Origin of the sequence: Aliiroseovarius halocynthiae (assembly GCF_007004645.1) — a bacterium.
GTDB classification, from domain to species: domain Bacteria; phylum Pseudomonadota; class Alphaproteobacteria; order Rhodobacterales; family Rhodobacteraceae; genus Aliiroseovarius; species Aliiroseovarius halocynthiae.
The window spans coordinates 35629-57958 of record NZ_ML660021.1 but is presented as its reverse complement, the minus strand read 5'-3'; the positions used below and the strand labels follow the sequence as shown (position 1 = coordinate 57958).

At 57.6% G+C, this 22330-nt stretch carries 19 protein-coding genes, 1 tRNA gene and 1 pseudogene; 15 read left to right on the top strand and 6 right to left on the bottom strand.

Features of this window, described 5'->3' with window-relative positions:
• Positions 1–5: 5 nt before the first annotated feature.
• The gene (locus tag FIL88_RS10790) at positions 6–1562 is read right to left on the bottom strand and encodes an ABC transporter substrate-binding protein (protein WP_142853884.1); all 1557 of its coding nucleotides are present in this window, start codon (positions 1560–1562) and stop codon (positions 6–8) included.
• Positions 1563–2028: 466 nt separating this feature from the next.
• On the opposite strand from FIL88_RS10790, the pseudogene FIL88_RS16935 reads away from it, so the two are divergent.
• Together FIL88_RS16935 and FIL88_RS10785 are read left to right on the top strand one after the other, a co-directional pair.
• Positions 2029–2220, top strand: a pseudogene (locus tag FIL88_RS16935) (IS3 family transposase); the annotation flags it as partial.
• 22 nt (positions 2221–2242) lie between these two features.
• Positions 2243–3535, top strand: coding sequence for a tyrosine-type recombinase/integrase (locus FIL88_RS10785; protein WP_246066697.1), 1293 nt, complete (start codon positions 2243–2245; stop codon positions 3533–3535).
• 148 nt (positions 3536–3683) lie between these two features.
• On the opposite strand, the gene FIL88_RS10780 is transcribed toward FIL88_RS10785, so the two are convergent.
• Positions 3684–3770, bottom strand: a tRNA-Leu gene (locus FIL88_RS10780).
• Positions 3771–3910: 140 nt separating this feature from the next.
• Here FIL88_RS10780 and FIL88_RS10775 point away from each other — a divergent pair.
• The gene (locus FIL88_RS10775; protein WP_142853882.1) at positions 3911–4897 is read left to right on the top strand and encodes a complex I NDUFA9 subunit family protein; all 987 of its coding nucleotides are present in this window, start codon (positions 3911–3913) and stop codon (positions 4895–4897) included.
• Positions 4898–4947: 50 nt separating this feature from the next.
• Here the strand turns inward: FIL88_RS10775 and FIL88_RS10770 are convergent, their stop codons facing one another.
• Positions 4948–5751 (bottom strand): undecaprenyl-diphosphate phosphatase, encoded by an 804-nt coding sequence (locus tag FIL88_RS10770; protein ID WP_142853881.1) that lies wholly within the window; start codon positions 5749–5751, stop codon positions 4948–4950.
• A gap of 243 nt (positions 5752–5994) precedes the next feature.
• Here FIL88_RS10770 and FIL88_RS10765 point away from each other — a divergent pair, with 243 nt between their 5' ends.
• The 5 genes from FIL88_RS10765 to queG all read left to right on the top strand — a co-directional run bounded on the left by FIL88_RS10765 (position 5995) and on the right by queG (position 14705).
• Positions 5995–7428, top strand: coding sequence for an NAD(P)-dependent oxidoreductase (locus tag FIL88_RS10765; RefSeq protein ID WP_142853880.1), 1434 nt, complete (start codon positions 5995–5997; stop codon positions 7426–7428).
• Between the two features lie 70 nt (positions 7429–7498).
• Positions 7499–12037 carry a glutamate synthase large subunit gene (gltB, locus tag FIL88_RS10760; RefSeq protein WP_142853879.1) on the top strand — a complete coding sequence of 1513 codons (4539 nt, stop codon included), beginning with the start codon at positions 7499–7501 and terminating at the stop codon, positions 12035–12037.
• A gap of 129 nt (positions 12038–12166) precedes the next feature.
• Complete coding sequence (mtgA, locus tag FIL88_RS10755) at positions 12167–12907, top strand: monofunctional biosynthetic peptidoglycan transglycosylase (protein ID WP_142853878.1); 741 nt, start codon at positions 12167–12169, stop codon at positions 12905–12907.
• 53 nt (positions 12908–12960) lie between these two features.
• Positions 12961–13626 (top strand): FtsZ-binding protein FzlA, encoded by a 666-nt coding sequence (fzlA, locus tag FIL88_RS10750; protein ID WP_142853877.1) that lies wholly within the window; start codon positions 12961–12963, stop codon positions 13624–13626.
• A gap of 65 nt (positions 13627–13691) precedes the next feature.
• Positions 13692–14705 (top strand): tRNA epoxyqueuosine(34) reductase QueG, encoded by a 1014-nt coding sequence (gene queG / locus FIL88_RS10745; protein WP_281281307.1) that lies wholly within the window; start codon positions 13692–13694, stop codon positions 14703–14705.
• Here queG and FIL88_RS10740 read toward each other — a convergent pair.
• Together FIL88_RS10740 and FIL88_RS10735 are read right to left on the bottom strand one after the other, a co-directional pair.
• Positions 14702–15130, bottom strand: a complete 429-nt coding sequence (locus tag FIL88_RS10740) for a hypothetical protein (protein WP_142853876.1) — start codon at positions 15128–15130, stop codon at positions 14702–14704. The genes queG and FIL88_RS10740 overlap by 4 nt on opposite strands.
• Before the next feature lie 66 nt (positions 15131–15196).
• Positions 15197–16063 carry a branched-chain amino acid aminotransferase gene (locus FIL88_RS10735; protein ID WP_142853875.1) on the bottom strand — a complete coding sequence of 289 codons (867 nt, stop codon included), beginning with the start codon at positions 16061–16063 and terminating at the stop codon, positions 15197–15199.
• A 186-nt stretch (positions 16064–16249) separates the two neighbouring features.
• Here FIL88_RS10735 and FIL88_RS10730 point away from each other — a divergent pair, with 186 nt between their 5' ends.
• Together FIL88_RS10730 and FIL88_RS10725 are read left to right on the top strand one after the other, a co-directional pair.
• Positions 16250–16756, top strand: a complete 507-nt coding sequence (locus FIL88_RS10730) for a MarR family winged helix-turn-helix transcriptional regulator (protein WP_142853874.1) — start codon at positions 16250–16252, stop codon at positions 16754–16756.
• The gene (locus FIL88_RS10725) at positions 16749–17450 is read left to right on the top strand and encodes a response regulator (protein WP_142853873.1); all 702 of its coding nucleotides are present in this window, start codon (positions 16749–16751) and stop codon (positions 17448–17450) included. The genes FIL88_RS10730 and FIL88_RS10725 overlap by 8 nt, the downstream gene beginning before the upstream one ends.
• A 7-nt stretch (positions 17451–17457) precedes the next feature.
• Here the strand turns inward: FIL88_RS10725 and FIL88_RS10720 are convergent, their stop codons facing one another.
• Entirely contained in the window at positions 17458–18000 is a 543-nt protein-coding gene (locus FIL88_RS10720) for a hypothetical protein (protein ID WP_142853872.1), read from the bottom strand.
• 46 nt (positions 18001–18046) lie between these two features.
• Here FIL88_RS10720 and FIL88_RS10715 point away from each other — a divergent pair, with 46 nt between their 5' ends.
• Genes FIL88_RS10715 through FIL88_RS10695 form a run of 5 tightly spaced genes read left to right on the top strand, consistent with a single transcriptional unit; the run spans position 18047 to position 22327 of the window.
• Entirely contained in the window at positions 18047–18982 is a 936-nt protein-coding gene (locus FIL88_RS10715) for a histone deacetylase family protein (RefSeq protein WP_142853871.1), read from the top strand.
• A complete protein-coding gene (locus FIL88_RS10710) occupies positions 18979–19221 on the top strand; it encodes an exodeoxyribonuclease VII small subunit (RefSeq protein WP_142853870.1) in 243 nt (80 codons plus the stop codon). The genes FIL88_RS10715 and FIL88_RS10710 overlap by 4 nt, the downstream gene beginning before the upstream one ends.
• Positions 19221–20075, top strand: coding sequence for a polyprenyl synthetase family protein (locus tag FIL88_RS10705; protein ID WP_142853869.1), 855 nt, complete (start codon positions 19221–19223; stop codon positions 20073–20075). The genes FIL88_RS10710 and FIL88_RS10705 overlap by 1 nt, the downstream gene beginning before the upstream one ends.
• Before the next feature lie 16 nt (positions 20076–20091).
• Entirely contained in the window at positions 20092–22020 is a 1929-nt protein-coding gene (dxs, locus tag FIL88_RS10700) for a 1-deoxy-D-xylulose-5-phosphate synthase (RefSeq protein ID WP_142853868.1), read from the top strand.
• 55 nt (positions 22021–22075) lie between these two features.
• Positions 22076–22327, top strand: coding sequence for a hypothetical protein (locus FIL88_RS10695; RefSeq protein WP_142853867.1), 252 nt, complete (start codon positions 22076–22078; stop codon positions 22325–22327).
• Positions 22328–22330: the final 3 nt, after the last annotated feature.

Genomic DNA, 22330 nt, shown 5'->3' with positions numbered 1-22330 from the left:
TCTCCTTACTGGACGACCAGATCGCCGAAGTAGGGGAAGTTCAGAGCGTTGACGATGTCAGTCGAGTTCATGTTCGACTTCGATCCCCAAGCCAGGTTCTGCCAGTGCAGCGGAATGAAGGCTGCTTCATCGTACAGGATATTTTCCAGCTTCTGCAGTTGCTCTGCACGTTTTGCCGGATCGGTTTCGCTGTTCGACGCGTTCATCAGCGCATCAGCTTCTGCGTTGCAATATGCACCCGAGTTGTACTGACCGTTGCCGGTCGCTTCATCTGGGCAGGCCGACAGGAACTGGTGGAAGTTCGCCGAATCTTCGGTATCTGCGTGCCAGCCGATCATCATCATGTCAGCAGCGCGCTCGTCGAACTTGGGCCAGTATTGGGCTTTCGGCATGGTCTGCAGGTCAACCTTGATGTTGATCTGAGACAGCATCGACGCAACAGCCTGTGCGATCTTGTCGTCGTTCACATAGCGGTTGTTCGGCGCCATCATAGTGATCGAGAAACCGTCAGCATAACCAGCTTCAGCCATCAAGGCCTTCGCTTTTTCCAGATCGAAACGCGGCGTGATTGCTGGGTCGTGACCCAGATAACCAGCGGGCGATGCCTGTGCACCAACGGTGCCGAAGCCACGCATGATGCGGTCAACGATACCTGCGTTGTTCACGGCATAGTCGATCGCCAGACGCACCTTCGGATCTTTCAGAGCTTCAACGCGGTTCTGGTTCATCTGGAACGTGATGATACGCGTGCCAGCCATGGTGATCAGATCAACACCGTCAGCATCGCCAACGCGTTTCAGATCGGTCGGCGGAACCGGCGCGATGAAGTCTACATCGCCCGACAGAAGCGCGGCCACACGGGTCGGGTCTTCTTTAATCGGGGTCAGGATGATCTTGTCGACGTTGCCAGCTGTTTCAGTATCCCAGTAACCGTCAAAACGATCGAAGACCACTTTAACGCCCTGCTCACGCTCGGACACAACAAACGGGCCAGTACCCGAGATGTTGCGCGATGCGAAGCTGTCGCCGTGCTTCACGATTTCCGACTTGTCTTTGCCGTCATCGGTGGTGCCGGTATAAAACGCGCTGTCCATCGGGAAGATGTATGTCGCGGTGTGCAGCACCAGCGGATAAGGCTCGGCTGTTTTCAGGTCGAAGGTCATGTCATCGACAACTTCAACATCCGTGAAGGGTGCGAAGATGCCTTTGAAATCGTCACTGGCCTTCAAGCGGTCGAAGGTCCAGTCCACGTCTTTCGCGGTCAACATGTTGCCCGAGTGGAACTTCACGCCGTTCTTCAGCTTGAAGCGCATGGTGGTGTCGTCGATCTGTTCCCAGCTTTCGGCCAGACGGGCTTCGAACTGAAGATCCTTGGTCCAGCGCACCAGCGGGTCAAAGACCATGTGCGACAGCTGAAGCGTGCCGCCAGACAGCTGTTCATGCGGGTCCATCGATACCGGGTCAGCGTCATAAGCAACGCGCACGGTGGTTTCGGCATTTGCTGCCGATGCCAACGTTGCCACTGCGGCTACGGCCGCAAGGCTACGGACAAATTTTGTCATGGATTTACTCCCCTGTGGTTGTGACCAGAACGCTAGCCGCCTGGGAAGATGGGCGCAAATGCCGATATCGAATAAGGTATGCACAGGGCGCATGCACTAAATGATAAATTGGTAAAATATTGATAATAAAGGTTTTTTACTTACCGAGAGGCTCACCTCCCTCAATCGGGAGGACCTATAAGCTGCATATCAAGCTTAAGGAAAACTGTGACGCAGATCAGAGTGACCCTCGCGCAAGTCTTACTAGCAGTTTTGAAAGCATCAAGGAAATAAGCTACCCGCATCGGATCTCCAACTCGAATTTATGGAGTATGACCCACCAAACCATCAGCCCACAGAGTTTGTTTTCTGCACACACAAAGCGCGTGGAAACCGATATGATGTTGGCCGGCTCCGCATTGCGATCAGTTCGTTTCCCGCATAAGAACTTCATGATTCCACCCATCACTTCCCCTCACAATCACCCGACAACGCAGCTGTCGAGACGTTCTACAAAGCAATCAAGGCTGAACTGCTGTGGAAGAGGTCTTGGCGGGCACGACGCGATGCTGAAATGGCCACCTTCGAATACATTAACGGCTTCTACAATCTACGACGCAGGCACTCAGCCCTCGGCGGGAAAAGCCCCTTGGTTTTTGAAAAAAGGCTGCTTGAGTGAGCAAACAGAGCGGCATCAAACCGTGACTGGTCCAGGGGATCGACGGAAAACCCGCAACGGGTCGGTTTCCGGGCTGGGGCTGCGAGTAACTGCGCATGGCGCAAAGTCTTTTGTTCATTCCTTCAGATTCAACGGCAAGCATCGGCGCAGCGTGATTGGCTGCCCAGACACGATGAATGTGACATCTGCACGGTTTATGGTTTTGCAGCGCAACAACGATATTGCGGCAGGGATCGACCCGGATGAAAACATGAAGACCGACTATCGGAAGAAATATGGCGAAACGCTCGGCGACGTCATCGACGCTTATTTTGAGCAACACCTCCCATCCAAAGCACCGTCACATCATGCAGAGTTCAGCAGGCTTATCGCTCCATGGACCCGCGCAACACCCAAAAACCGGAACCGAGGGGCAAAGCGCTCAACTCGCTTAACCCTTGGTGAGATGTATCGGGACACGTTAGTGGCCGATCTAACCCCCCAGCATATTGGTCCATACTTGCAGCGGATCTCAGCAGACAGCATCGCAAACAACACACTGCGCCAGTTGCGGGCTTTGTTCAATTGGGTGATCCGCATGCAAATCGTGGATATGCGCAATCCATGCTCGCCATTTCAAATGCGAAAAATGATCAAGCAGCGGCGCGACTATACGCCAGAACAAGTGAAAGAGATTGCAAGGCATGTGTTCAACCCACCGATGCGGCAGGTTGTAAGCCTAGAGGGACTGTCGGGGCGTGAGAAGCAAGTCGCAGCGCTCAAAGCAGGTCATGCAACGCAAAATCACGATCAGCTTGTCGAGCTATGCAATTACATGGGCATATTGTTCCTCACAATGGCGCGGCCAATAGAGGTCAAAACAGCCCGGTTTGAACATTTCGATTTAGACAGACTCATCTGGCACAAGCACAACACCAAGGGGATCAAACTCTCCCGCTCGACATATGAATATGCGTTTAGATCCGTGCCAATCCATCCAAAAGTCGCCGAACTGGTACGGCATCAACGTGCGCGATGGCCGGAGAGCGATCTCCTCTTTCCCAATCACGCTGATCAAATGCAACCACGCGACAACTTCCAACGGGCCATCAAGCGGTTCAAACAGCTAGACGGCGTGCCGAGCCATTTCCAGCTCTACGATCTCAAACGCATGGCGATATCCATGATGATGGTCGGACAAGGCGTGCGACGAGAAGATGTGTCGCACTATGTGGATCATCGTGGAAATCTTGATACGACCTTGATCTACGATTTGGGATTTGTTGATCCATTGAGACCTGTGACGCAAAAGTTAGGGGAGGTACTGGGGGTGTAAGTCGTCGCGATCCCGCGAAACGCCAAACAGACTTGGAGTGAGAATAGTTTTTCCGTGGCGAAAGCGGGCAAGCTATCAGGTGGTCTAAAAGGTGGGCTGATTTTGGGATTTGAAAAACCGTTCAAAACTAAGCTCTTGCGAAGTTTTGTGGTGCCCAGAAGAGGACTCGAACCTCCACGTCCATACGGACACTAGCACCTGAAGCTAGCGCGTCTACCAATTCCGCCATCTGGGCACGGGTTGGTGAAGGGGGATTTAGTGTGGCGGGTGAAGAGTGTCAACCGCATTTCGCTGCTTTTCTTCGATTCCGTTTGCACCTTGCCCAAACGCGCGTGGAAAGCTATTCAAAAGCCAAGGAATTCAAGGAGAGTTTCCATGTCTAAGCTGGTCACGATTTATGGCGGTTCGGGCTTTGTCGGGCGCTATATCGCCCGCCGCATGGCCAAACAGGGCTGGCGCGTGCGCGTCGCTGTCCGCCGCCCAAACGAAGCGCTGTTTGTGAAACCCTATGGCGCCGTGGGTCAGGTCGAGCCGATCCTGTGCAACATCCGCGACGACGATTCAGTCCGCGCCGCGATGCAAGGCGCGGATGCGGTTGTGAACTGCGTGGGCGTCCTGAACTCGATCGGGAAGAACAGCTTTGATGCGGTGCATCACGATGGCGCTGGCCGTGTGGCCCGCATCGCGATCGAAGAAAACGTGGGCCAGCTGGTTCAGCTGTCTGCCATTGGCGCCGATGAAAACAGCAAAAGCGAATATGCGCAGACCAAGGCGAAAGGCGAGGCCGATGTGAAAGCCGCCTTCCCTAAGGCTGTGATCTTGCGCCCGTCGGTCATCTTCGGAAGCGAAGACCAGTTCTTCAACCGCTTCGCTAACATGACCCGCTTCGGGCCGATCCTTCCGATCACCGGCGGCAACACCAAGTTCCAGCCGGTTCACGTCGACGACGTGGCCAAAGCTGCCGAGGCTGCCGTTCTGGGGCAGGTCGAGGCTGGGATCTATGAACTGGGCGGCCCGGACGTCGAGACGTTGCGCCAGTCGATCGACCGGATGCTGAAAATCACGCAGCGCCGTCGTCTGGTTCTGAACCTGCCTTTCGGCATCGCGCGGCTTCAGGCCGGTATCTTTGACATGATCCAGTGGATCTCGGGCGGGCTGATTGCATCGCCACTGACCCGTGATCAGGTGACCAGCTTGGGCTATGACAATGTGGTTGCGGAGGACGCCAAGGGCTTTGCCGATCTGGGCATCACCCCACGTGCCATGGCTGCGATCCTACCGGACTATTTGTGGCGTTTCCGCGCTGGCGGGCAGTACGCCGAAATCCAAAGCTCGGCAAAGAACCTGCGCACCGACGGTTAAGCCGACGGAGCATCAGATACAAAAGGGCGCGGTCTTCCGCGCCTTTTTTGCTAGAGATAGGCAATGCCCAGCAGCAGCACGCCCAGCGCGATCCGGTAAATCACGTAAGGCGTGAAGCTGACGGATTGCAGCAGCCGCATCATCAGGCTGAGCGCCAAGAGCGCAGCAACACATGAAAACACCGCCGCAATCGCGCCATCACGGGCAATCTGTGCGTCGGCATTGGCTGCAACCTCGGCCCCCAACAGAACGCCCGACGCAATAATCGTCGGGATCGACATCAGCATTGCAAGCTTCGCCCCATCTGCACGCGTATACCCCAGCGCCCGCGCACCCGAGATTGTCGCCCCAGATCGTGACGTGCCGGGGATCAGCGCAAGCGCCTGCCAAAGCCCCATGATGACCGCGTCACGCAAGCTCCAATCACCTGCCTGTTTCTGCTCGGCACCCTTCTGATCGACCCAATACAGCACGAGTCCGAAAATGATCATCGTCCACGCAATCACCTTAATCGACCGCATTTGATCACTCAGCCCGGACACCTTAAAGATCAGCCCAAGCACGATCGCTGGAATGGTGGCGACGACCAACAAGAACGCAAGCTTTGCCCCCGGCGTATCGATTTTGCCTATCAGCATTCGGGGAATACCAGCCAACCCGATCCGCACATCGCGCCAGAAATACACCACAACCGCAACCAACGTGCCGATATGGACGGCCACATCAATCGCCAACCCCTGATCCGGAAGACCCGTCAAATGCGGGACCAACACCAGATGGCCCGATGACGAGACCGGCAAAAACTCGGTGATTCCCTGAATGATGGCGACCAAAAGAATGTGGGCAAGCGACATGCTCGGATCCTTGGAAATGGTGATTGGCGGCAAGCTAACGCAGCGGGTCGGAAAGGAAAGAGCTATTGTAGGTAAGATATTATGACCTATTATTTGTATGACTGACCGGAATTTTCTGGAAATTAGCAAATATTTCTGCATTTATGTCAGCATTATTGACTTTTCTTTTTTTCCGAGTCCCCTTACAAGCCAAACTCCAAGCCAACGACCTGCCCGCAAAGGGCCAGCCGAGGGAGAGCCAGGATGGCAAAGCAGCCAATGTTGAAATTCGTGTCGGTCGATCGGGATATGCCCTCGAAACGCACCGCTGAAACCCGCAAAGAAGATTTCAACGAAATCTACGCCGAATTTGCCGCCCAGAAGGCTGAAGAGCAGGCCAGCCGCTGCAGCCAATGTGGTGTACCTTATTGCCAGTCGCATTGCCCGCTGCACAACAACATCCCCGATTGGCTGCGCATGACCGCGACAGGCCGGTTGAAAGAGGCATATGCCCTCAGCCAATCCACCAACACCTTCCCCGAGATCTGCGGCCGCATCTGCCCGCAGGACCGTCTGTGCGAAGGCAATTGCGTGATTGAACAGTCCGGCCACGGCACCGTCACCATCGGCGCGGTCGAGAAATACATCACCGACACGGCTTGGGAAAACGGCTGGGTCGAAGACATTACACCGGTTGCGGACCGGTCCGAAAAGGTTGCCATCATTGGCGCAGGCCCCGGTGGTCTTGCTGCGGCTGACGTTCTGGTACGCGCTGGCGTGAAAGTCACCGTCTATGACCGCCACGACCGCGCGGGCGGGCTGCTGACCTATGGCATCCCCGGTTTCAAGCTGGAAAAAGACGTGGTTATGCGCCGTGTGAAGTTGCTGGAAGATGCGGGTGTTGAGTTCGTTCTGAACTGCAATGTCGGCGGCGACATCACCTTCCAAGACATTCGCGCCCAGAACGACGCGGTTCTGCTGGCCACCGGCGTTTATAAAGGCCGTGACCTGTCGGGACCGGGTGCAGGCGCGCAGGGTATCGTGCCCGCGTTGGACTATCTGACCTGCTCGAACAAGCTGAGCTTTGGCGACACCGTGCCGGAATTCGAAAGCGGCGCGCTGAATGCCGAAGGCAAGAACATTGTCGTCATCGGCGGCGGTGACACCGCAATGGACTGTGTGCGCACAGCGATTCGTCAGGGCGCCAAGTCGGTGAAATGTCTGTATCGCCGCGACCGCGCCAACATGCCCGGCTCGCAACGCGAAACGCAGAATGCCGAAGAAGAAGGCGTGGAATTCGTCTGGCTGTCGGCTCCGAAGGGCTTCTCGGGCAATCCGGTGAATGGGGTGATTGTGCAGAAGATGCGTCTTGGCGCACCGGATGCCTCGGGCCGTCGCAGCCCGGAAGTGATCGAAAGCTCGGATTACACGGAAGAGGCCGATCTGGTGATCAAGGCGCTGGGTTTCGAGCCCGAAGACCTGCCGACCCTGTGGGGCGAAAAGGATCTTCCCGTGACCCGCTGGGGCACCGTGAAAGCCGCCTTTGGCACGCATAAGACTGATCTGGATGGCGTCTGGGCCGTCGGTGACATCGTACGCGGTGCTTCGCTGGTCGTTTGGGCCATCCGTGACGGTCGCGAAGCAGGTGCCAGCATTCTGGACAGCCTGAACGCACGCACCGCTGTCGCCGCCGAATAATCACACCTCTGGGCATGCCGGGCACCCCAAACCATCGTGTCGCCCACGCCCATCCGCAAGGAGAGCCGAAATGACGAAATACGATGAAAACTGGGTCCGCCGCGAGGAAGCCAAGCGCACCTTCATGAACGAACACAGCCTGTATCGCGAAGAAGACGAGCACAGCTCGTGCGGTGTGGGCCTTGTGGTTGCCGTCGATGGCAAACCGACACGCAAAGTGGTCGAAGCGGGCATTGATGCGCTGAAAGCCATTTGGCACCGTGGGGCTGTGGACGCGGACGGCAAGACCGGTGACGGTGCTGGCATCCATGTGCAGATCCCGGTGCCGTTCTTCTATGATCAGATCCGTCGCACGGGTCATGAACCGAACGAAGATCAGCTGATCGCGGTTGGTCAGGTCTTCCTGCCCCGCACGGATTTTGGCGCACAGGAAACCTGCCGGACGATCGTGGAAACCGAAGTCCTGAAAATGGGCTATTACATCTATGGCTGGCGCCACGTTCCCGTCGACATCGATTGTCTGGGCGACAAGGCCAACGCCACGCGCCCTGAGATCGAGCAAATCCTGATCTCGAACTCGAAAGGTGTCGATGAAGAGCAGTTCGAACGCGAGCTTTATGCCATCCGTCGCCGGATCGAAAAAGCCGCCGCTGCGTCGCAGATCAACGACCTGTATATCGCGTCGCTGTCCTGCCGCTCGATCATCTATAAAGGTATGATGCTGGCCGAGCAGGTTGCGGTTTTTTATCCCGACCTGATGGACGAACGCTTCAAATCCACCTTCGCGATCTATCACCAGCGTTATTCGACCAACACCTTCCCGCAGTGGTGGCTGGCGCAACCCTTCCGCATGCTGGCCCATAACGGCGAAATCAACACGCTGAAGGGCAACCTGAACTGGATGAAGTCGCACGAGATCCGCATGGCCTCGTCCTTCTTTGGTGACCTTGCCGAAGACATCAAGCCGATCGTGCCCAACGGCTCGTCTGACTCGGCCGCGCTTGATGCGGTGTTCGAGGTTATGGTGCGCGCGGGTCGTTCGGCCCCGATGGCGAAAACCATGCTGGTGCCGGAAAGCTGGTCCAAGCAAGCCATCGACCTGCCGCAAGCGTGGAAGGACATGTATTCCTATTGCAACTCAGTGATGGAGCCATGGGACGGCCCCGCCGCCCTTGCCATGACCGATGGTCGCTGGGTCTGTGCCGGTCTGGATCGGAACGGCCTGCGCCCGATGCGCTATGTCGTAACGGGTGACGGTCTGGTTATTGCGGGTTCAGAAGCGGGCATGGTCCCGACTGACGAAGCCACGGTTGTGGAAAAAGGTGCGCTTGGTCCGGGTCAGCTACTGGCCGTGGATACCAAAGAAGGCAAGCTGTACCACGACGTTGAAATCAAGAACAAACTGGCCGCGGCCCAGCCATTTGGCGACTGGGTCGGCAAGATCAACGACATGGAAGAAAACCTGTCGCAGATCGAAGAAAAGCCGCTGTTCACGGGCGATGAGCTGCGTCGCCGTCAGGTGGCTGCTGGCTATACGCTGGAAGAGCTTGAGCAGATCTTGGCCCCGATGGCCGAAGACGGCAAGGAAACGCTGGCCTCGATGGGCGACGACACCCCGTCAGCGGTTCTGTCGAACAAGTACCGCCCGCTAAGCCACTTCTTCCGCCAGAACTTCAGCCAGGTGACGAACCCGCCGATCGACAGTCTGCGCGAATACCGCGTGATGTCGCTGAAGACACGCTTCGGTAACCTGAAAAACGTGCTGGACGAAAGCGGCGCGCAGACGGAAATCGTCGTGCTGGAAAGCCCGTTTGTTGGCAACGAGCAGTTTGTGAAGCTGATCGAATCCTTCGAAACATCCGTGACCGAGATCGACTGTACCTTCCCAGCCGGCGGTAGCGAGGCTGAACTGCACGTCGCACTGGAAGACATCCGCGCCCAAGCGGAAGAGGCCGTGCGCTCGGGTGCTGGTCACCTTGTCCTGACCGATCAAGCACAGGGCGACGCCCGTGTGGCGATGCCGATGATCCTTGCGACATCGGCCGTGCACAGCTGGCTGGTCAAGAAAGGTCTGCGGACTTTCACATCGCTGAATGTGCGGTCGGCAGAATGTATCGACCCGCATTACTTCGCGGTTCTGGTGGGCTGTGGTGCGACCACGGTGAACGCCTATCTGGCCGAGGACAGCTTGGCCGATCGTATCGAACGTGGCCTGCTGGACTGCTCGCTGACCGAAGCCGTCAGCCGCTATCGTGAAGCCATCGACCAAGGTCTGCTGAAGATCATGGCGAAGATGGGTATCTCAGTCATCTCGTCCTACCGCGGCGGCCTGAACTTCGAGGCCGTCGGCCTGTCGCGTGCCATGGTCGCGGAATACTTCCCCGGCATGACCTCGCGCATTTCGGGCATCGGTGTCGGCGGCATTCAGAAGAAACTGGAAAGCATCCACGCCGCAGGCTTTGGCGGCGGCGATAAGGTGCTGCCGGTTGGTGGTTTCTATAAGGCGCGCCGCTCGGGCGAGACGCACGCCTGGGAAGCCCAGTCCATGCACCTGATGCAATCGGCCTGTGACCGTGCCTCGTTCGAGATGTGGAAACAGTATTCGGCCAAGATGCGGTCGAACCCGCCAATCCATCTGCGTGATCTGCTGGACATCAAACCGATGGGCAAGCCTGTTCCAATCGAAGAAGTGGAAAGCATCAACGCAATCCGCAAGCGTTTCGTGACGCCGGGCATGTCGCTGGGGGCGTTGTCGCCCGAGGCCCACAAGACCCTGAACGTCGCGATGAACCGCATTGGCGCCAAGTCGGATTCGGGTGAGGGCGGTGAAGATCCCGCACATTTCCACCCGGAACCCAATGGCGACAACCCTTCGGCCAAGATCAAACAGGTGGCATCGGGCCGTTTCGGTGTGACCGCCGAATACCTGAACCAGTGTGAAGAGCTTGAGATCAAAGTCGCCCAAGGTGCGAAACCCGGCGAAGGTGGTCAGCTGCCCGGCATGAAGGTCACCGACCTGATTGCCCGCCTGCGCCACTCGACCAAAGGTGTGACGCTGATCTCGCCGCCGCCACACCACGACATCTATTCGATCGAGGATCTGGCCCAGCTGATCTATGACCTGAAGCAGATCAACCCGCGCTGTAAGGTCACGGTGAAACTGGTGGCATCGTCCGGCGTCGGCACGATTGCGGCCGGTGTTGCGAAGGCGAAGGCCGACGTGATCCTGATCTCGGGCCACAATGGCGGCACGGGCGCATCGCCCGCGACCTCGATCAAGTTCGCGGGTCTGCCGTGGGAAATGGGTCTGACCGAGGCACACCAAGTGCTGGCCATGAACAACCTGCGTTCGCGCGTCACGCTGCGGACCGATGGTGGTCTGCGCACCGGTCGTGACATCGTTATGGCCGCGATGATGGGCGCCGAGGAATACGGCATCGGCACCGCCGCGCTGATCGCGATGGGCTGTATCATGGTGCGTCAGTGTCAGTCGAACACCTGCCCCGTTGGCGTCTGCACCCAAGACGAAGAGCTGCGTGGCAAGTTCACCGGCAATGCCGACAAGGTTGTGAACCTGATCACCTTCTACGCCCAAGAAGTGCGCGAGATCCTGGCCGAGCTGGGCGCGCGTTCGCTGGACGAGGTGATTGGCCGTGCAGATCTGCTGTCGCAGGTGTCGCGTGGGTCGGCGCACTTGGACGACCTCGACCTGAACCCGCTTCTGCTGGTGGTCGATGGTGCGGACAAGATCGTCTACAACCGTGATCGTGACCGGAATGCCGTGCCCGATACTCTGGACGCCGAGATTGTACGCGACGCGCAGCGTTTCCTGGAAGATGGCGAGAAAATGCAGCTTTCCTATACGGTGCAGAACACGCACCGGACGGTCGGCACGCGGATTTCGTCGCATATCGTGAAGCGTTTCGGCATGCGGAACTCTTTGCAGCCAGATCACCTGACGGTAAAGCTGCAAGGCTCGGCCGGTCAGTCACTGGGTGCCTTTGCAGCGCCGGGCCTGAAGATCGAAGTGTCTGGCGACGCAAACGACTATGTGGCCAAGGGTATTTCCGGCGGCACCGTGGTTGTGCGTCCGCCGCTGGTCAGCCCGCTGGTTGCTTCGGACAACACGATCATCGGCAACACGGTTCTGTATGGTGCGACCGACGGCTACCTGTTCGCGGCTGGCCGCGCGGGCGAGCGTTTCGCGGTGCGTAACTCGGGCGCGAAAGTCGTGATCGAGGGCTGTGGCTCGAACGGGTGCGAGTACATGACCGGTGGTATCGCCGTGATCTTGGGCTCGATCGGTTCGAACTTCGGGGCCGGTATGACGGGCGGGATGGCCTATTTGTACGACCCGGAAGGCGAGGCACAGGACCATATGAATATGGAAAGCCTTGTGACCTGCCCGGTTGGTGTTGATCACTGGGAAGCCGAACTCAAAGGCCTTGTCGAACGCCATGTGGCCGAGACCGGCAGCCAGAAGGCGACCGAGATCCTGCGCCACTGGGACAGCGAGAAAGGCAACTTCTTGCAGGTCTGCCCGAAAGAGATGCTGAATAAGCTGCCCGCGCCTTTGACGCTGGAAGCTGACGCAATCCCGGCAGAGTAAACGCCAGATGAAACCAAAAGCGCCCGCAGATCTTGCGGGCGTTTTTTATTGGATCGCCGCACGCCGACATGTGGCTGTCTCTGTTTGCCGAACGTTGACCACCCCCGCAGGGTATGGGACAACCCAAGCGTGACCCGGAAAACGAAGAAAAAAACGAGCAGAAAGACCGGAACCAAACGCAAGACCAGCAAAGCGGTAAAGCCGCGGCGGGGATTGCGCTGGTGGATCAGACGCGTCTTGTTCTGTGTGATCGGTCTGATGGCGCTGTGGGTGACGCTGTATGCCTTTGTGGCACCACCCACCACACCCTACATTATCTCGGAAAAGATGCGCTTGGGGTATGCGGATCGGCAATGGGTCGACTTTGATGAAATCGCGCCAGTCATGGCGCGTTCGGTCGTGGCTGCCGAAGACGCGAATTTCTGTCGGCATTGGGGCTTTGATATGGGGGCAATCCGCGCCGCAATCGAAGATGGCGGAAATCGCGGGGCGTCCACGTTAACCCAACAAGTCGTGAAGAACACCTTTCTGTGGCACGGTCGATCATGGTTTCGCAAACTGCTTGAGGCCGGACTGACGCCAGCGGTCGAACTGATCTGGACCAAGCGGCGAATCGTCGAGGTCTATCTGAACATTGCCGAGTTTGACGAAGGTGTGTTTGGCGTCGAAGCCGCGGCACGCCACTATTTCGGCGTTGGACCGGAAGACCTGAGCGCAACACAAGCCGCCAGACTGGCAGCACTTTTGCCAAACCCGAAAGAACGCTCTGCGTCGCGGCCCTCTCCTTTCGTGCGAAAACGCGCTCAGTCAATCCGAGATGGGGCGGCCACGATCCGCGCGGATGGGCGTGCCGATTGCTTCGAGGATTGATCCCGAAGCCCGTTCAGGGCAATACGGAACATATCCCAAGCCAGAAGCACCCCATGAACCGACTTTTCCACGTTCCGCTCTCTCCGTTCTGCCGCAAAGTGCGGTTGTCTCTTGCCGAAAAAAAGGTCGAGGTCGAGCTTGTCGAGGAACGATATTGGGAACGCAGTGCCGAGTTTCTGCGCCGAAATCCAGCGGGCAAAGTGCCGATCTTGAAAATTGACGGGCAGCTTCTGACCGAAAGCGCCGCAATTTGCGAATATCTGGAAGAAAAATTCCCTGAACCTGCCCTGCTGCCGCGCGACCCTGAAGGGCGTTACGAAGTGCGCCGTTTGGTCAGTTGGTTTGACGATAAGTTTCATAACGAAGTCACCGCAAACCTGCTTTACGAGCGTGTGAATAAGAAAGTCATGGGCGCCGGATATCCCGAAAGCAAAAACGTGAAAGCTGGTGCAAAGGCGATCAAATACCATCTGGATTATTTGGGTTGGCTTCTGGATCAGCGACGCTGGCTGGCTGGAAACACAATGACGCTGGCCGACTTTGCTGCGGCGGCGCATTTGTCATCACTGGACTATATCTGCGACGTGGATTGGAACCGGAACGCGAATGTGCGGGACTGGTACGCCAAGATCAAATCCCGCCCGGCCTTCCGGTCGATTCTAGCGGATCAAATCCCAGGCTTCCCCCAGCCCGCGCATTACGCGGATCTGGACTTTTGAACCGGCGCGGCGGCAAACCGCGCCGCGTCCCCCCTTCTGAAGACAGCGCATCGCGCAAGGCCGAGATCATAGCGCAGGCTCAGGCCGAGGGCTTTGCCATGGCGCGCATTTGCAGGCCAGATTCGGTGCCCGATATCGCCGCTCGGCTTGAGCAGTTCGTGGCCGAGGGTCGGCATGGCGACATGGGCTGGATGAAGGATCGGATGCATTGGCGCGGCAACCCCGCCGCCCTGTGGTCCGAGGCAAAATCGGTGATCATGCTGGCCGAGCCCTATACCCCAAGTCACGATCCGATGGAGGTAGTTGAGCAGCCAGATCGGGCCGCAATCAGCGTTTATGCCCAAAATAGAGACTATCATGACATCGTTAAGAAGCGGCTGAAGCGCGTTGGACGATGGATGATCGAGCGCTTCGGCGGCGAAATCAAAGTCTTCGTCGACACCGCCCCCGTGATGGAAAAACCCTTGGGAGCGGCTGCCGGGCTTGGCTGGCAAGGGAAGCACACCAATCTTCTGTCGCGCGAGCTGGGGAACTGGTTCTTTCTGGGGGCGATTTTCACCACGCTGGAGTTGCCGGAAGATGAACCGGGGCGGGAAAATTGCGGGTCCTGCACCTCGTGTCTGGATGCTTGCCCAACCGATGCGTTCCCCGCCCCGTTTCAATTGGATGCGCGGCGCTGCATTTCCTATCTGACCATTGAACATAATGGTCCCGTGCCCGAAGAGTTGCGCGCCAAGATGGGCAACCGGATTTATGGCTGTGACGATTGTCTGGCCGCCTGCCCGTGGAACAAGTTCGCGGTCGAGGCACAGGAAATCCGCTATGCCGCACGCGATGACTTGGTCGCGCCAAAACTGGGCGAGCTGCTGGATCTGGACGACACCGCGTTTCGCGCCAAGTTTTCCGGCAGCCCGATCAAGCGGATTGGCCGCGACCGGTTCTTGCGCAATGTGCTTTATGCGGTGGGAAACTCGGGCGATAGCGCGTTTTTGGCCAAGTTAGAGCCTCATTTGCGTGATCCACACCCCATCGTCGCCGACGCCGCACGTTGGGCCAAAGAACGGCTTCTGATGCCCTAGCCGCCAAGGCCTTCCGGCGGGATGACCATGCGATATGCGCCAACGGCTGCGCTAATTCCCAATGACGCTTTCGATGCGGGAAAGGGCCCGATGGTTGACGCCCCAAACACGAAGGCCACGGACATGTCCTGCCCCGGCATGGGATGCCGTTTGACGACTCCGACAACACCCTTTGCTTCAAGCGAAAACATGATTGTGTTGCCCAGCGCCTTGCTGGCCTGCTGATCTTCGCTGGGGTCGTATTCGATCCAGATGATCAGCATTCCGCTTTCATCTGTCGTACGCGCCATCAGCGCACGCTTGGTGATACCCAAGGGCCGGATTGTTGGATCTTTGGTCACAAAATACCACGTCAATGCGCCCGCAGTGGGCAGCACAACGATTACGATAATGGCTATCAGTATCTTAACGTTCTTGGACAGCAAAACACCCGCCCCCTTTAAAGATAGCTGAACGCTAGGGGGCGGGTGTTCACAAGGCGTTAAGATGTCTTAGCTTCTGACAAGTTTTTCGTAACTTTGCGCGATATCACGGGTCAGCGCGCCTACTTCGAAGGTATAGTCTCCGATTTGACCGACCGGCGTGACCTCGGCTGCTGATCCCGTCAGCCAGCACTGTTCAAAATCGGCCAGTTCTTCGGGCATGATATGACGCTCGCGTACGGTGATTCCCTTTTCTTTCAACATGCCGATCACGGTCTGGCGCGTCAGTCCGTTCAAGATCGCGTCAGGAATCGGGGTGTGGACCTCTCCGTCTTTCACAAAAAAGACGTTGGCACCGGTCGCCTCGGCAACATAACCGCGATAGTCCATGAACAGCGCATCCGAGCAGCCCTTGGCCTCGGCCGCGTGCTTGGACATGGTGCAGATCATGTAAAGACCAGCGGCTTTGGCTGCCGTCGGGATGGTTTCGGGCGACGGACGCTTCCACTTGGCGATATCCAGCTTGGCGCCTTTCATCTTGGCGTCACCATAGTAATCACCCCAGGCCCACGCGGCCACGGCCATACGGGCCGGGTTCTTGGCGGAACTAACACCCATATCTTCGCCCGCACCGCGCCACGCAACAACGCGAACATAGGCGTTGGTCAGACCGTTTGCCTCGACAACCGCACGCTTGGCGGCTTCAATTTCATCCACGGTGTAGGGGATCGGCATGTCCATCAACTCGCCCGACTTTAGCAGGCGTTCCGAGTGTTTACGGCTAAGGAAAATCTTCCCGTCATACAGGCGCTCGCCTTCAAAAACCGACGATGCATAGTGCAGCGCGTGGCTGAGAATATGGACGTTTGCATCGCGCCATTCGACCAATTGGCCGTCCATCCAGATCTTGCCGTCGCGATCATCATATCCGCTCATGTTTCCGTCCTTTCCAGTTCTGAGCCACAGGATCATCCCGTAGATTTTTGCAATTATTGCGCAATATCAGTCCGGTTCGGACATAATATTTCGCAAAATCCGCAAATCGCTAACAATTGATTCTTGGAAAGTCAACAACACTGACATAAAACTGAAAACTGTAACATGATTTGTGATGAGGATGTCATGAGTGATCGGCAGCCCCCCAGCGGGCAAGGCCTTCTGTTTCTAACGGATGAACAGCTGCGCAAAGGCATCGAAGCGATGTTCTTTGCTTATCGCGGCTTTACTGCTGACCCGGATCGTATTTTGAACAAATATGGCTATGGCCGCGCCCATCACCGTGCGCTGCATTTCATCAGCCGCGCCCCAGGCACAACTGTGAACAACCTGCTGTCCATCCTTGGCGTCACCAAACAGTCGCTGAATCGCGTGTTGCGGACGTTGATCAAGGACGAGCTGGTCGAAAGTCGCGTCGGCACCCGTGACAAGCGCGAACGGCACTTGTTTCTGACCGATAAAGGGGCAGTGTTGGAACAGGAACTGTCGAACGCCCAACGCGAACGCATGCGGCAGGCCTATCGCGAGGCAGGACCCGAAGCGGTGCAAGGGTTCCGCACTGTGCTTGAGGCAATGATGGACCCGGATCTGCAGCGCCATTTCACCCGGATGAAGGAAAGTGCAAATGACTGATGTTCCTGAAGCACATCTTCTGATCATCGACGATGACGAACGCATTCGTGGGCTGTTGCAGAAATTCTTGGTGCGCAACGGCTTTTGGGTCAGTGCCGCGCGTGACGCGGCCCACGCCCGCCGCTTGTTGGCCGGGTTGGATTTCGACCTGATCGTGACCGACGTAATGATGCCCGGCGAAGACGGGATCAGCCTGACCCGATCGCTGCGCGAAACCCTGACCACACCAATTCTGCTTTTGACGGCAAAAGGTGAAACCGAAGATCGCATCAAAGGGCTTGAGGCTGGCGCGGATGATTATCTGGCGAAACCCTTTGAACCCAAAGAGCTGTTGTTGCGGATCAATGCCATTCTGCGACGGATGCCCACCACCACCGAAGACGAGAGCCCAAGATCCCTGACCCTTGGTGACAAGACTTATGACGTCGAGCGGGGCGAGCTGTGGCAGGGCGAAACTCTGATACGCTTAACCGCGACCGAAGCGAAGCTGATGCAGATTTTCTCGGCCACATTGTCCGAGCCCGTCAGCCGGACGTCACTGGTGGAACAACTGGGTCGGGATCAGGGGCAGGCGCAGGAACGTGCTGTGGATGTACAGATCACGCGGTTGCGTCGAAAGCTTGAAATAGACCCTAAACAACCGCGATACCTGCAAACGGTACGTGGTGCGGGATATATGCTGGCGCCGGATTAACGGGCAGTTAGTCGAAAAGCGCCTGGCATTCCGGCGGCATCTCAAACAGCCAATCCTGAACGGCAAAAGCCGGAGACGAGACGGATATCGAACGGGATGCGCCGTCCTGCCCTTCCGAGATTTCGCCTTTCCCAGTAAGCAAATTCAGATCACAACTTCCGCTGTCTTCCAAGTTCAGCGTGTCATACCAGCGATACGTGTATCCAACGACCCGCATCGCGCCGTCCCGCCAGGCAAGTGTATGGATCTGCTCCCACCGGTTCCGACCGATGGAGCTGTTGTGGGACATCATCTGAAGTGAACCATTGGGAGTAACAGTAAGCGATGGCTGCTGCCCGATCCCACCGACCCAAATAAGGTTGTGCAACCAAATGGTCTGCAATTTACCACCCATCTTTAGAAGCAGATCGGCTTGGCCATGGTCCCCAAACTCGACCAGCGCGACGTGATCGGCGATACCATTTGCATCGAAATCGGCGGTAACTTGTGTCGTAAACCCCTCGGCTATGGCAGGGGGTGCGGCCAAAAGAAATGGGACAATCCAGCGCATCGGAACCTCTCTTGTTGTCGGGTCAGTATTGCCCTAGCGTCGCGCCATGACAACGCTGCTATACACACACCCGGTCAGCTTCGACCACATCACCCCGCCCGGCCACCCCGAGCAGGTGGCAAGGTTGGAAGCGATCGAAACCGCCCTTTCCGCCCCTCCGTTTCAGTCTCTAATCCGGCCCGAACCGCCAATTGCAACGCTGGATCACGTGCGCCTTGGCCATTCCCGCACCTATTTCGAGCGGATCGAAAACGCGCAACCGACCGACGGTTGGGCACAGTTGGATGGCGACACGTTCATGGCCCCCGGATCTTTCGAGGCCGCATTACGTGCCATCGGTGGAAACGTCGATGCCGTTGACCGCGTCATAGCAGGCGAAGCGCGAAACGCGTTTGTCGCCTGCCGCCCTCCGGGACATCACGCGGAAAAGGCAACACCGATGGGTTTTTGCCTGTTCTCGACCGTGGCTATCGCCGCCATTCACGCGGCCAACGCCCATGGGCTTGATCGCATCGCCGTGCTGGATTTCGACGTCCATCACGGCAACGGCACGCAGGATGTGCTGTGGCATGAAAGTCGGGTGCGCTTTGTGTCATCGCATCAAATGCCGCTTTATCCGGGATCGGGTGGCATTCACCAGAAAGGCGCTTTTGGTCAGGTGATCAACATCCCGCTTGAAGAAGCAACCGGTGGCGAGGTGATGCAAGAGGCGTGGGAAAGGGTCATTTCAGCTGAAATAGAGCCTTATGAACCGCAGCTTGTGCTGGTCTCTGCCGGTTTTGACGCCCACCGCCGCGATCCATTGGCTGGCCTTCAATGGGAGACCGAGGATTTCGCGTGGCTTGCGCATCGCATTTGCGATCTGGCGGATAAATGCTGCGATGGACGGGTGGTATCGTCGCTTGAGGGCGGTTATGATCTGGAAGCCCTTGGCGACAGCGTCGGGGCCTATGTCAACGTGATGATGGAGCGGGGCGCATGAGCGACAAACCGGTAACCGAAATGTCCTTTGAAGAGGCGATGCGCGAACTTGAGGCCGTCGTAGGACAGCTTGAACGCGGTGACGTGGCGCTTGAGGATTCGATCAAGCTGTACGAGCGCGGGGCCGAGCTGAAGGCGCGTTGCGAAACGAAGCTGAAAGAAGCCGAAGAAAAAGTTGCCGCGATCACGTTGGATCAGAACGGCACCCCCACCGGCACCACTCCAGTCGAAGGGCTGTAATGTTCAAGACCCGATTGGACGACACTGCGCGGGCTGCGCGGGCGCATCTGCACGCAGCGATTTCCGATAAGGGCGCTTTGGCGGAGCCCATGCGCTATGCCACCGCAGGCGGCAAAGGATTGCGCGCCTTCCTGGTCATCGAGGGCGCCCGCATTCATGGCGTTCCCGAAACCCGCGCGCTTTGGCCAGCCGCCGCAATTGAAGCCATCCAGTCCTACTCTCTGGTTCATGATGACCTTCCCTGCATGGATGATGACGACCTGCGGCGTGGCCTGCCAACCGTGCATAAGAAATGGGATGACGCCACAGCCGTTTTGGTAGGCGATGCACTGCAAACCCTTGCGTTCGAGCTGTTGACCCATGATGACGTCGCAGACGCTCGTGTGCCGCTTGTTGCTTCGATGGCCCGTGCTGCTGGGCAATTGGGAATGGTGCATGGGCAAGCTTTGGACATCGCAGCAGAATCTGCCGCTTCCCCCTTGACGCTTGAAGAAATCACTGAACTTCAAGCTGGCAAAACTGGCGCATTGATCCGGTGGTCTGGCGAAGCGGGTGCCGTTCTGGCAGGTGCGGATATTACCCCTTTGCAAGATTACTCCACCGCATTGGGTCTGGCCTTCCAAATTGCCGACGACATTCTGGATGTCGAAGGGGATGCAACCGCCGTTGGAAAAGCTGTCGGGAAAGACCAGGACGCCGGGAAAGCCACCTTCGTATCGCTTCTTGGACTAGAAGCAGCAAAATCCCGCGCAAAAGAACTTGTAAATCAAGCCTGTGACGCACTTTCCCCCTATGGTAACGACGCCGAAACCTTGCGAGAGGCCGCGCGCTTCGTTATCCAGCGGGATAGATAGGAAAACCGGGGTAATTATGGCCGACCGACCCGACACACCCATTCTGGACCGCATTGCAGTCCCCGCCGACATGAAACCATTGTCGGATCGCGAGCTTGAGCAGCTGGCCCAAGAGGTCCGGGCCGAGACGATCTCGGCCGTGTCCGAAACCGGTGGCCATTTGGGCGCAGGTCTTGGCGTTGTCGAGCTGACCGTGGCGCTGCACGCTGTCTTTGACGCCCCAAAAGACCGGATCGTCTGGGATGTCGGCCATCAATGCTATCCGCATAAGATTCTGACCGGACGCCGGGATCGCATCCGCACCCTTCGCTGCGAGGGCGGGCTGTCCGGTTTCACCAAACGTTCGGAAAGCCCGTTTGACCCGTTCGGCGCGGGGCATAGTTCAACCTCGATCTCGGCAGCACTTGGCTTTTCGGTCGCCCGCGATCTGGGCGGTGCACCTGAACACGGGATCGGCGACGCAGTGGCTGTCATCGGTGACGGATCCATGTCGGCTGGCATGGCATTCGAAGCGATGAACAATGCGGGCCATTTGAACCGCCGGCTGTTCGTGATCCTGAACGACAATGACATGTCGATTGCGCCTCCGGTCGGGGCGCTGTCCAGCTATCTCAGCCGCCTTTACGCCGAAGAACCGTTTCAAGAGCTAAAGGCCGCTGCCAAAGGCGCGGTCAGCCTGCTGCCCGCGCCCTTCCAGGAAGGCGCACGTCGGGCGAAGGAAATGGTGAAATCCATGACCGTCGGCGGCACCCTGTTCGAAGAGCTTGGCTTTTCCTATGTCGGCCCCATCGACGGGCACGATATGGACAGCCTTCTGTCCGTCCTGCGCACGGTGCACGAACGCGCCACCGGCCCAATGCTGATCCACGTGATCACGAAGAAGGGCAAAGGATACGCGCCCGCCGAAGCTGCCCGTGATCGCGGCCATGCTACGGCAAAATTCGACGTGCCCACAGGCAAGCAACACAAAGCGCCATCGAATGCGCCCAGCTACACATCGATCTTCGGGAAGGAACTGACCCGACTAGCCGCTGAAGACGACAAGGTCTGCGCCGTGACGGCTGCGATGCCGGACGGAACCGGGCTGAACCTGATGGCAGAACGCTATCCGTCGCGCTGTTTCGACGTGGGAATCGCCGAACAGCATGGCGTAACCTTCGCCGCAGCGCTGGCTGCAGGCGGAATGAAGCCCTTCTGCGCCATGTATTCAACCTTCTTGCAGCGCGGGTATGACCAAGTTGTGCATGACGTGGCCGTGCAACGCCTGCCCGTGCGCTTCGCCATTGACCGCGCCGGACTTGTCGGCGCGGATGGGGCAACGCATGCAGGATCATTCGACATTGCATATCTGGCCAATCTGCCAGACATCGTCTTGATGGCGGCGGCGGACGAGGCCGAGCTAATGCACATGGTCGCCACGGCGCACTCGATCAACGACCGCCCCTCGGCCTTCCGCTATCCACGCGGTGAAGGCGTGGGCGTTGAGCTGCCCGAACAGGGCGAGGTGCTGCAAATTGGCAAAGGCCGCATGATCCGTGAAGGTGCGCGCGTGGCGATCCTGTCCTTTGGCACCCGCCTGTCCGAAGCCGAAGCGGCGGCCGAGGCACTGACAGCGCGTGGCATCAGCCCAACCGTTGCCGATGCCCGCTTCGCCAAACCGCTGGATCGGGACATGATCCTGTCACTGGCTGAAAACCACGAAGCCCTGATCACCATCGAAGAGGGCGCAATCGGCGGCTTTGGCAGCCATGTCGCGCAGCTTTTGGCCGAAGAGGGCGTGTTCGACACGGGCCTGAAGTATCGCTCGATGGTGCTGCCTGACACGTTCATTGACCATGCATCGCCTGCGCGAATGTACGAAGATGCCAAGCTGTCCGCCAAAGACATCGAGGCCAAAGTGCTGGACGTGCTGGGCGTCGCGCAGATCGGCGAAAAGCGGGCTTGACAACCAAAGGTTGCTGTATAGGAAATGCATCTATCAATAAGTGATAGGTATTTCTATGAATCGCATAAACAAAGTAACACGCGTCAATTTCGCAGGCGGACTAATCGGACTGATTGCAGGAAGCTCGAAGGGGAAAATCCAGAAAGCAATCATGGATGAAAATGCAGAAGGCTGGAATTTTGTCGAGTATATTCCGGATCAGCCAAACCTGATTATCTATGTTCTCCGCCTTTTGCTTCTGATGCTCACATTGGGCCTTTGGACCCTATCAACTGGGTATTTGTTCGTCTTTGAGAAACCTCGGTAATCT

Bases quoted from the DNA above. Each gene is read 5' to 3' on its own strand.
- FIL88_RS10720 (WP_142853872.1), bottom strand. From the start codon at position 18,000: ATGCGCTGGATTGTCCCATTTCTTTTGGCCGCACCCCCTGCCATAGCC.
- FIL88_RS10715 (WP_142853871.1), top strand. From the start codon at position 18,047: ATGACAACGCTGCTATACACACACCCGGTCAGCTTCGACCACATCACC.
- FIL88_RS10770 (WP_142853881.1), bottom strand. From the start codon at position 5,751: ATGTCGCTTGCCCACATTCTTTTGGTCGCCATCATTCAGGGAATCACC.
- FIL88_RS10705 (WP_142853869.1), top strand. From the start codon at position 19,221: ATGTTCAAGACCCGATTGGACGACACTGCGCGGGCTGCGCGGGCGCAT.
- FIL88_RS10710 (WP_142853870.1), top strand. From the start codon at position 18,979: ATGAGCGACAAACCGGTAACCGAAATGTCCTTTGAAGAGGCGATGCGC.
- FIL88_RS10775 (WP_142853882.1), top strand. From the start codon at position 3,911: ATGTCTAAGCTGGTCACGATTTATGGCGGTTCGGGCTTTGTCGGGCGC.
- FIL88_RS10735 (WP_142853875.1), bottom strand. From the start codon at position 16,063: ATGAGCGGATATGATGATCGCGACGGCAAGATCTGGATGGACGGCCAA.
- fzlA (WP_142853877.1), top strand. From the start codon at position 12,961: ATGAACCGACTTTTCCACGTTCCGCTCTCTCCGTTCTGCCGCAAAGTG.
- FIL88_RS10695 (WP_142853867.1), top strand. From the start codon at position 22,076: ATGAATCGCATAAACAAAGTAACACGCGTCAATTTCGCAGGCGGACTA.
- dxs (WP_142853868.1), top strand. From the start codon at position 20,092: ATGGCCGACCGACCCGACACACCCATTCTGGACCGCATTGCAGTCCCC.
- FIL88_RS10790 (WP_142853884.1), bottom strand. From the start codon at position 1,562: ATGACAAAATTTGTCCGTAGCCTTGCGGCCGTAGCCGCAGTGGCAACG.
- FIL88_RS10725 (WP_142853873.1), top strand. From the start codon at position 16,749: ATGACTGATGTTCCTGAAGCACATCTTCTGATCATCGACGATGACGAA.
- gltB (WP_142853879.1), top strand. From the start codon at position 7,499: ATGACGAAATACGATGAAAACTGGGTCCGCCGCGAGGAAGCCAAGCGC.
- FIL88_RS10765 (WP_142853880.1), top strand. From the start codon at position 5,995: ATGGCAAAGCAGCCAATGTTGAAATTCGTGTCGGTCGATCGGGATATG.
- FIL88_RS10730 (WP_142853874.1), top strand. From the start codon at position 16,250: ATGAGTGATCGGCAGCCCCCCAGCGGGCAAGGCCTTCTGTTTCTAACG.